Annotated in this window: 7 protein-coding genes and 6 pseudogenes; 1 reads left to right on the top strand and 12 read right to left on the bottom strand. The window is 56.6% G+C overall.

Annotated features, from left to right (window positions below; genetic code table 11):
* From GV044_RS22155 to GV044_RS13390, 7 genes and pseudogenes are all read right to left on the bottom strand, one after another.
* Window positions 1-206: pseudogene (locus GV044_RS22155) on the bottom strand (transposase); the annotation flags it as partial.
* A gap of 86 nt (window positions 207-292) precedes the next feature.
* Window positions 293-1459 carry a nucleotide sugar dehydrogenase gene (locus GV044_RS13370; RefSeq protein ID WP_159871601.1) on the bottom strand — a complete coding sequence of 389 codons (1167 nt, stop codon included), beginning with the start codon at window positions 1457-1459 and terminating at the stop codon, window positions 293-295.
* A 112-nt stretch (window positions 1460-1571) separates the two neighbouring features.
* A pseudogene (locus GV044_RS22160) lies at window positions 1572-1719 on the bottom strand (IS5/IS1182 family transposase); the annotation flags it as partial.
* Window positions 1720-1746: 27 nt separating this feature from the next.
* Window positions 1747-2501 (bottom strand): annotated as a pseudogene (locus GV044_RS13375) (IS5 family transposase).
* Between the two features lie 96 nt (window positions 2502-2597).
* Window positions 2598-2792: pseudogene (locus GV044_RS22165) on the bottom strand (transposase); the annotation flags it as partial.
* Window positions 2793-3170: 378 nt separating this feature from the next.
* A complete protein-coding gene (locus GV044_RS13385) occupies window positions 3171-3671 on the bottom strand; it encodes a hypothetical protein (RefSeq protein WP_159871595.1) in 501 nt (166 codons plus the stop codon).
* A 96-nt stretch (window positions 3672-3767) separates the two neighbouring features.
* Window positions 3768-4577, bottom strand: a complete 810-nt coding sequence (locus GV044_RS13390; RefSeq protein WP_159871596.1) for a hypothetical protein — start codon at window positions 4575-4577, stop codon at window positions 3768-3770.
* A 94-nt stretch (window positions 4578-4671) separates the two neighbouring features.
* Between GV044_RS13390 and GV044_RS13395 the strand changes: the two genes are divergently transcribed.
* Entirely contained in the window at window positions 4672-6201 is a 1530-nt protein-coding gene (locus tag GV044_RS13395; protein ID WP_256377268.1) for a lipopolysaccharide biosynthesis protein, read from the top strand.
* 363 nt (window positions 6202-6564) lie between these two features.
* On the opposite strand, the gene GV044_RS13405 is transcribed toward GV044_RS13395, so the two are convergent.
* The 5 genes and pseudogenes from GV044_RS13405 to GV044_RS13420 all read right to left on the bottom strand — a co-directional run.
* Window positions 6565-6918, bottom strand: coding sequence for a transposase (locus tag GV044_RS13405; protein ID WP_159871598.1), 354 nt, complete (start codon window positions 6916-6918; stop codon window positions 6565-6567).
* 165 nt (window positions 6919-7083) lie between these two features.
* Window positions 7084-7260: pseudogene (locus tag GV044_RS22170) on the bottom strand (IS5/IS1182 family transposase); the annotation flags it as partial.
* Between the two features lie 508 nt (window positions 7261-7768).
* Complete coding sequence (locus tag GV044_RS13415; RefSeq protein ID WP_159871600.1) at window positions 7769-8686, bottom strand: cellulase family glycosylhydrolase; 918 nt, start codon at window positions 8684-8686, stop codon at window positions 7769-7771.
* 290 nt (window positions 8687-8976) lie between these two features.
* Window positions 8977-9312, bottom strand: coding sequence for a PilZ domain-containing protein (locus tag GV044_RS22745; protein WP_371741618.1), 336 nt, complete (start codon window positions 9310-9312; stop codon window positions 8977-8979).
* A gap of 62 nt (window positions 9313-9374) precedes the next feature.
* Window positions 9375-9702: pseudogene (locus GV044_RS13420) on the bottom strand (hypothetical protein); the annotation flags it as partial.

The following is a 9702-nucleotide window of genomic DNA, read 5'->3' on the forward strand; positions in this document are numbered from 1 at the left end:
CCAGATCTCGGCAGCTACGAAATAATGCAGTTGGTCAGAGCCTGCCTCACCGCGGCGAGCAGCCATCGGCTGCACACTCTTGCGATCACCACGATCGATCAAACCCGCGATTAGGCCGGGCACATCTGACGCCGGGTCTTGTGTCCAAGAGCTCTTAGAAAAGGCTCAAGCCAGCGCTCGAGACCCTTTCTCCAATCCGGATCCATCACCCGCCCCTCCAGAAGCTGGCACCCTATAAATTACACATTCCACGCTTGGAAATCCTTAAATCATAACATCGGCCAAAGTAGTGCTAGTCTGAACCGAACAGGTCGCGGGTGAATACCTTGGCCGCTACGTCGTCGATCTCGGACGTCATCCGATTGGCGATGATGACGTCGCAGTCTCGCTTGAACGCATCAAGGTCGCGCACCACCGCCGAACCGAAGAACTCCTCCTCCGTCATTGCAGGCTCGTGGATCACCACTTCGATACCCTTAGCCTTGATCCGCTTCATGATGCCTTGGATCGACGACTGCCGAAAGTTGTCCGATCCGGACTTCATCACCAGGCGGAATACACCAACTTTCTGCGGCTTCCTGGCAATAATCTGGTCGGCCAGGAAGTCCTTGCGAGTGCGGTTGGCATCCACGATGGCGCGAATGAGATTCTGCGGGACTTCGGAGTAGTTCGCCAGAAGCTGCTTAGTGTCCTTAGGTAGGCAGTAGCCGCCATAGCCAAAGCTGGGATTGTTGTAGTGCGGGCCGATCCGAGGATCGAGACCGACACCAACGATGATTTGGCGCGAGTCCATCCCGTGTGCGATTGCGTAGCTGTCGAGCTCGTTGAAGAAGGCCACGCGCATGGCGAGGTAAGTATTGGCGAAAAGCTTGATTGCCTCGGCCTCGCTCGGATCGGTGAACAATATCTCGACATCGTTCTTCTCGGCGCCCTCAAACAAAAGGTTCGCGAAAATTCGCGCCCGCTCCGAACGCTCACCGACGATGATGCGCGAGGGATGCAGGTTGTCGTGGAGAGCGCGACCTTCGCGCAGAAACTCAGGGCTGAAAATTACTTGTGAGGTGCCTAGCCGGTTGCGCACATCTTCGACAAAGCCGACTGGAATGGTTGATTTAATGACGATTGTGGCCTCAGGATTTCCAGCCACGGCTGTCCGGATTACCTCTTCCACTGATGATGTGTCGAACTTGTTCGTCTCCACATCGTAGTTCGTTGGCGTGGCAACGATGACGTAGTCGGCCCTATTTAGGGCCTGCCCTGGGTCCAGGGTAGCGGTCAGGTTCAGTGGACGCGTAGCGAGAAAGTCCTCAAGCTCGGCGTCGGCAATGGGTGACTTGCGCGCGTTAAGCATGTCGACCCGCTCGGCCGTGATATCGACGGCGACCACCTCATTATGCTGCGCCAGCAGCACTGCGTTCGACAGCCCGACGTAACCGAGGCCAAATACAGCGATCTTCATCATTTTCCCCGCATCATTTGATAGCACGATCATCTAACATCGCTTGGATGAAAACAACACCCTCGCACGTGCAACAAAGCGCTTCAGCTCTGAATGTCTCGATCAGCGACAGCGTCGCACCGTGCTGAATGGACGCGCGTGCAGGTATATTCGATTGTCATCATCTCACCGGCCAGACCCGCGTAAACCGCCGCTCATAGTAAATTCCACACCCCGGCCTCTCGCCTACGGACGAAGCGGTTGTAGCACGTTGTTGGCGGTCATTAGCGTCTGAGCGCCAGACTCGTTCATAGCCAGAAGACGATCGCGGCTGCGAGCGCGACGGCGGACTGGTAGTTGCGCGCGAGCTTGCCGTGGCGATTGGCAACACGGCGGAAGTTCTTGAGCCGACAGAACATAGCCTCGACAAGCCAACGGTCGCCATAGCAGCGATCGTCGTACTGGATGGGCCGCTCTTGATTTCGCCTGCCCGGGATGGTGGGAATTGTACCTCTAATCTCGAAGCTTTGAGCGCAGCCAATTGGCGTCGTATCGCGGGATCTGCGATCAGGCACATCATCCCTATGATCGCATCGACGAGCATGTCGGGACCCTTGATGTCTGATGTATTACCGGTGTCAGTACGAGGCGGGTTGGTAGCCCGAGGACATCCACGAGCGCATGGATCTTCGTCGTCCGGCCGCCGCGCGAAATACCAATGGCATTGCTCGAGCCCTTTTTCCGCCCCCCGCACACTGATTGTTTTTAATATAGCTGCTGTCGAGCTGGGCGGTCTCAGCGATCCAGCCTTCCTCGATCAAAGCAGCCAGGATGCGGGATCAAAGCCGCGGTGGCTCCATCTGTTACAGCGATTATAGACCGTCGTCGAAGGTCCGTACTCGCTTGGACAATCCTGCCAATGACCGCCGCATCTGAGCTAGTGCACGATATCTGAAATCACCCGTCGGTCATCGACACATCGTGCTCCAGGCTGGGTCTGCGGCAGGTGCGGCTCGATCGCCGCCCATGCCGGATCGGATAGCCAGAACAATGACGGTGTCACGGCTCAGCCTCTTCCGATGCAAAGGCACATTGAATCAACAGGTCGACGTAAAATCAAGCTGCTGATTGCGTTTGGACTTCAGCCTCCGCTGAAAGATCAGGGGTGAGTGTTTCGTCGTAGGAGATTGCCGCCCGTCGTGGCGAAGATCATGGTGAGAGACGTCAATCCGCTTCTCGTGATCGCGGATCAGGCGGCGCCATCGGATCATCCAGCCAATTGTGCGCTCGAGACCCAGCGTCGGGGTAACACCTTAAAGCCCTCCTGCTTGTTACTGCGGCGGATGGCCCATACACGCCCGCGCAGTCCGCCCAGCGACCGCCGCAGCGGAACGCATGAACGCCCCCCCCTCAGCACCCGGCGATCTTCGACACGCGGCTTGCCGCGAACTTCGGTGGGCAGAAAAGGCGCGATCCGCTATGGGTCCGGATCCTAGAGCGCCGGTTCCGCCTGGGCAGACATCCGGCACCACCACTTCTTGCCCTTCGCAATTATGCTGGCGTTTTCATTTCCCCTCCTAAACCTTAGTTTTGAGGAATTGCCAGCGTTCTCGCGTAACCATCTTGAACCGGAAAGGCGGAACGGGCCTAAGCGATCATGCCTTGATCCGTTAGTTCTGCATCATGGTCGATGGGCGTACACCACGCGAGGTCCGTCAGCCTTCCGCTGAACTTAGATCAAATTCCTGACGGCTGCCGGTTTGAATGGCAGGAAGCGTTCACCTGTCGCGGCCTTCTTCGTCCACTGTGATGAGGGCCGTCCCACCCCAATCAGATCGAACTCGCCGGCGGTGATCCGGCGCCGAACCTCGTTCAGATTATCGACCCCATTGCTGCCCCCAGCGGCGTAAGACCCGTAAAGATCCCGACCCAGGCCTACGCCGCCGACGGCCAGGCTTGCAGGCCGCTGACCTTCCGGGTCCATCCCGCCAAGGTAAGCTCGCTCGCTTCGAAAAGCGGGAGTGTGGAACCGTCGGGTACTCGCGTCGAATTCGTTGACGCCGGCATCGACCAGCGGGCGCAGCATTGCCTCCAGCTCGGTTGGACTGCGCACGAGCGAAGCCTGGCAGTCCTGCTGTTGCCATTGGGAAGAGCGGAGTTTCTCTGCCCGGGCTTTGGTAAGGCTGAGATCGCGAGTTCGTTCCTCACCGGGAGCACCATTCTTCTTAGTCACTTAGCGGACCCTCTCGGGGTCCGCCTCACATTTGGGAGGACCCGGGTAGCACGCGGCGGCAGGCGAGTGTGGCTGGATAGGCTTAAGGCCAGTCTCTCAACGACCGACCATTCCAAACTCTTGCGCGGCTTCGACAGAAAGATACCTTGCTTCCCTGCGACGTAGAAAATTCATAGCGCGACGCTTAATTGATACCTTTCCCTTGCCGCCAAAGCGGTACGAGTGGTTCTCACCATTGTTCTTCAGCGCTATGGCCGCTGCGAACGGTATCGGGTCTAAGGTTCTCGGCGTGTTCTTCGACAACCGGCTAAAGTCCTGATGCTGCGTGACAGTGATGTATAACGGCCAGTTGAAACTGGAATCAGCATCAGCCGAGTCCAGGTAGAATATTGCAGAGGATCCACAACGTCGATCGAAATCAGCAACAGTCTCAATTTCTTGGCTTTTTACATCAAGAATGTGACCTTTGTCGATGAGGTATCCTCTACGGTTATCGTTATCAAGGGTGAAACTAGCAAGCTTGTTGCTTACTAAGTCATCAGAGTCGAGAAGCATCATGTACCCTCCACCGCCCCTTAATACGAAATTTACAAGATCGAACTTTTTAAAGCGCTTATCCAGCATTTGATGCGCTGACGTCTCGGGAACTGGATAGGCCTTGGAGAGAAAAATCACACGAGGATCATTCTGCTGGTAGATCGAGGGAACCTCGTCGCAAGCAATCACTACCCTGACGTTCGCGTCTCGGCTTGCGAGAGCCGAACCGACGGTGGCTTCAAGAAGCCGGTTGACGCGCTCCCAATTCGAAGAAACCTTGGCGCTCCGCAGCGGGATAACAAACGTAAAGTCCATACCTGCCCTTTCATCGAACGCAGATGCCTTGGCACGACGGGGCAGACCGAGCAAGTTTGCGCCGCCGCCTTTTTGGAAGCAAAAAGCTTGAGGTAACGCCAGTTTGCGATAGCGACTAGCGTACCGGGAAATAGGACTCTTTTATAGCATGGCTAGCGCGCATACACCCGGCGAACTCCCTCAGGGCGAGCTTAACCCCTCCCTCCGACAACAGGTGCTCGTCGGGGCAGGTTGGATGACAGGGCTTCAGCTGCTCTCCAAAGTCATCGAGGTCGGCTTCATCGCCGTCCTAGCTCGCTTACTCACGCCCGCAGACTTCGGCGTCATAGCGGGCGCAACCATCTTTGTGCAGTTCACATCGATGCTAGTCGAGATCGGTATCGGCGCGACGTTGGTCCAACTTCCTAGTCTGTCACGCGACGACATTCGCGTCGCCGGAACGCTGGTATTTCTTAATAGCATCGGCTACTTCGCAGCCACTCAATTACTCGCGCCGCTTGCAGGTTGGTTCTTACACATTCCGGAAGTTACGCCGGTTCTAAGGGTGCTTTCTCTAGTTTTCCTTATGCAAGCCTTTGGAGTTGTATCAGAGAATCTACTATTACGCAAAATTCTTGTTAAGCATGTAATGCTTGCTCAGCTATTCAGCCGTCTGATTGGAACAGGCTTGATCGGCTTGGCTCTTGCATGGTCAGGGCTTGGCTACTGGGCGTTGGTTGCCGCAACATTGGCTGAAACAGGTATCAAGGCCGCTATACTATGCATGGTCGAACGCCCACCGCTCCGACCTCTGCTAAAGGGACCAATCGCCCGCAAACTTCTTCAGCGGAGCTCCGGCTTCTCTGCATCTCGCTTGATTAACTTTGTCGCGTTGCGAGCCGACAACGCTGTTGTCGGCCGGATGATGGACGCGGCCTCGCTTGGCCTCTACTCGCGAGCCTATAATTTGATGAGTGTTCCGGCCGACCTTTATGGACGCATTGCAGAGCGGGTGATCTTTCCAGCGCTCGCTCGCGTCCAAGACGACGCGGCGCGGTTACGATCTGCCTACCTTAGGGGGGTCGAGTTAACCGCAGTGATTGGAATTCCGCTTTCCGCACTTCTTGCCATTCTCGCGCCTGAAGTTATCGCATTGATTCTAGGCCCAAAGTGGACAAACGTTATTGTTCCGTTTGCGGTTCTCTCATCCGCGTCATACTTCAGGTTGGGAGCGAAGATAAGCGCCTCCCTCCAGCGCGCGAAGGGTGCAGTCGCTTCGATGATAGTCAATCAGATCGTTTATGCTGGATTGGTCGTCGGGGGCTGTCTTGCGACATACCGCTTTGGAATCGCCACGCTTGCTCAGGCGGTTGCTGCCAGCGTGATCGTTTCCTTTCTGTTGATTAGTGTCAATGCATGCCGACTTGTTGGCGTTTCGCCCAGATCGTTTGCGGTTGCCCACCTGCCCGGATTGTTGCTGGCGGGCTTGGTTACGGCAGTCGCTTACCCGGTTACAGCCATAGCTCGCCTAAACGCGCAGGAGCCATTCGTAGTCTTAGCATTCGCGGGGGCGGCGGTTGGCAGTGTCGGAGTGGCTCTGCTCCTAACCCGTCCTAGATGGCTGATGGGTGAAATGGGGGCCGGAATGGCTGCGACTGCGTTGTTCAAAGTGAAGCAACGTCGGCGGAAGCACGCTTGATCGTTCCCGACGGGTGCGACACGAGACCAAGGCCGATGAGGCTCAGACGCCTCGCAAACAAGCCAGATACCACTGCGGCACATACAATCGCTCAGATCAGAGCGTTATTGGAGGTGCCCACCTCGCGAAAATCCACCTTGCGTGGGCGGCCTCGACGTCAGGCACGCGCATCAACGGCGAGAGGCGATCCCATTCGTCGTTGGTAAGATCGCTCGGGCAGAGCTTCGTTTTCCTGGCGGTCGGGGCGTCGGGGCAATCGCCTCCGTCTCTGCTGCGTCCACATGCAGAGCCTGCATCAGAATCTATGCGCCTGACAAGCCCTTCCGCAGATTTCCAAACAGCCTATTAGAGTTTAGAGCGCTTTCACGATGACCGTTGATAGCCGGCGTCGTGAAAGAAGTTGGCGCATTCGTCTGGGTGGAAGCGGTCGAGCAGGTTGCCAATGCATTTGACGAGTGCATCGACGGTTCGCGCCGGCTCTTGGCGCAGAAGTGCCTTCAGCTTGGAGAATGCCATCTCGATAGAGTTCATGTCGGGACTGTAAGGCGGCAGGTAGAAGATCTGAGCGTGCCGTTCGGCGATCGCTTCACGGATGCCGGAGATCTTGTGCGCTGGCAGGTTGTCGAGGACGAGAACGTCGCCTGGGTTGAGGGTTGGTGCGAGGACATGCTGGACATAAGTGCGGAAGGCATCGCCATCCATCGCACGGTCCAGCACTTAAGGCGCCGTCATCCCGGCGAGACGTAGCCCGGCAACGAAAGTCATCGTCTTCCAGTGCCGGAACGGGGCTTTGTCGTGACAGCGTTCGCCAACCGGAGACCAGCCATAGAGCCGGGCCATCTTCGTGTTCACCCAGGTCTCATCGAGAAAGACGAGGCTCTCCGGATCGAACGGCGGGCGTCCACCGTTACCCCGAGGGCTAAGGCGTAGTGCCGCCACAAGCGGTCCCCGGAAAACCTCGAAGTCGACCACCGCGGCCAAACGCTCCAGTGGATCGCCCGCCGCGCTCAGCGCCTCGTACCGGTCCGAAAGATCGAAGAAACCAGGCTGTCCCGCCATCTCTGCCTCCACTGCCGCGCCGAGCAGTGAACCATCTCGGGCCGTCAGATGCTACCGGTTTTTCGAGGCGTCCAGCTGCTTGCCGAACGGGCACGCCGCCATCCACCGCCTTTAGCACTCGATCACGCAGATTCTGCGAGTAGCTCTGACCAGACCGCCAACCCATTGCCGCCTCCATCACGTCAGCCGCCATGAATCACAGGATCATCGTTTTGGAAATCCCTCTCCGATTCCGCTCATCCTAGAAGTGCTCTAGGTAAAAGAGCCGATCGGAATGCAAACGCCCTAAGATGTCGTTCGGCACCGTCGATCATCGTCGAGGCACATCACATCGTTGTCGGCTTTAGCGCTAAGAAATGGGTTGCTTCCTTGACGTTGGTACCGCCGGCGCCGTACGTGCTTCGCACCCGATAGAGGCCAATCGGTTGGCCTAACACGTCAACTTGAATATGAGTACACGTCGGAGGTAACTAGTCAGGTTAACGTTGGAATTCAAGGCTAAAGAAGCCTAGTGCCCCGTCAGCCGCCGCGTATAAGCGTTAGGCAGAGGCGATATTTTGTAGAAATACTTTGGGCTCCAAGCGCGGCCACCACCCCACCACGTTACGCCGTAGAGGTTCGGGATCCCTGCCTTCATCTCGGCCAGCCACGCGGTCGCGATTTCCTCGCACCCCTTGGTTTTTCCGAACGCCGCCTCGCCTACTAGCGCAGGCATGCCGAGCTCATGCACCTGGCGAGCGAAGATGCCGAAATGCGAACTCATTTTTTTGCTGTCGCAGTAGGTGCTCGTGCCTGAGCCGTCCTTGTCGGCATAACGGTGTGCCTGAATGCCAGTTCTACGAAGTGGGTCGTCGATATTCCCCTGTCGCTTAAGCGCTTTGGCGGCATGCGAGAAGCGATCGATGCCGGACCACCCGGGGTATTCAAGCCAGATGCGGTTCGTGACGCCGGCAGCGCGAAGGCGGTGAATAATCAGGCGGCTATCGCGTGCCCATTGATCCCAGTCGCTTGTCAGCACCGGATCGTTGAAGCCTTTGGGTTCGTTCATGATGTCGAACTGGATCAAGTCGCTCTTTGGCAGCCGATTACGAACCTTCACCCAAAACGCCACCTGCTCGGCGGCCGCAGGCCACTTGTACTCATGTCGGTCAAAGATGCATGGCACATCGAGCGCAATGCACGCGTTTGCTACGGCAATCCACTTAGCGGTCGCATCAGAACGGTCAAAGTGGCTTGCCTTGAGCGGAAAGCGAAAGAGCCGAAAGCCCGCGTTATAATAAGCCTGTACATCGGCAGGCCTCGGGATCAACGTGCCACCCTCGACGTCCTTGAACTCGCCGCCTGACAAGTTGATACCATGGAGTTGTGCAGACGCTGGCGTTGCAAAGGCGAGCAGCGTGAGAAAAGTGAAGGTCAGCGTTTTCATCGTAAACCCCATTTTGAAGGCAGAACTGTTCGATCCACTGGTTCATCAGACCCTTTTAAGTGCTCCTTCAGTCCGGACCGAAGGAAGAGAGCCTTGCTTCAGCATTACAAACCCTGGGAACATGGTTGGCAAGGCGCGCAAATGGAGATTGTGCTGCCTTGGGGCGATACGGATGTCGACGCATCGGGGTTGCTCAGCAGAGCTGCTATAAATGGTGCAAGGAGTACGGCGGCATGATCAATCAAAACACTGCATCTCTGCCAAGGGTGATCGAAGCGGCAGATCGAGTATTAGCTGGAGCGCGCGATGATAGTCGCCAAAATGCGTGAATCCAGCAATTGCTCGAACGCGAAGCCTCCACCACGCCCTTGCTCCCACCAGATAGAACGCGCATCGAAGCGACCGACTTCTGGTATTGTCAGCCGGCAGCGCGTATGAGCTGGTAAACGGTCTATGGATGCTACGGAAAAACCAGATAACGAAATATTGCGCAGAAAAACGTTTCGACGCTTGTAGCCGGTAGGTCTTAATCTAGCCGGTACGTTAATTCGTGTCCGGGGAGCACTTCTGTCCTCTTGCGCAGCTGCAGCATAAGAATCGTCATCGACCCAGGTTATCTTCATCATAGTTCTGCGACCAAGTCGTTATTTTATAAAAGTCAAAGTCGCCCCAGTACGTTAAGATTTTCTTAATGCGTTGTTAGAGTCCGTTCGGAAAATCCGGGGTGAGTGTTTCGACGTAGGAGATTGCCGCCCTTGGCGACGAGGATCATGGCGCGAGAGACGTCGATCCGCTTCTCGTAGTCGCCGACCAGGCGGCACCACGGATCATCCAGCCAAATGTCCGCTCGACGACCCACGCCGTGGTAGCACCTTGAAGCCCTCCTGCTTGTCACTGCGGCGGATAACCTCGATGATGAAGTCCAGATAGCTGGCCTTCTCCATGAGCTTGAGGCGGTCGTAGTGATCTGCCCCCTTCTGAGTGGTCCAAAAATCTTTGTTATTTTGTAACCGACC

The organism is Novosphingobium sp. 9U, assembly GCF_902506425.1.
Lineage (GTDB): Bacteria > Pseudomonadota > Alphaproteobacteria > Sphingomonadales > Sphingomonadaceae > Novosphingobium.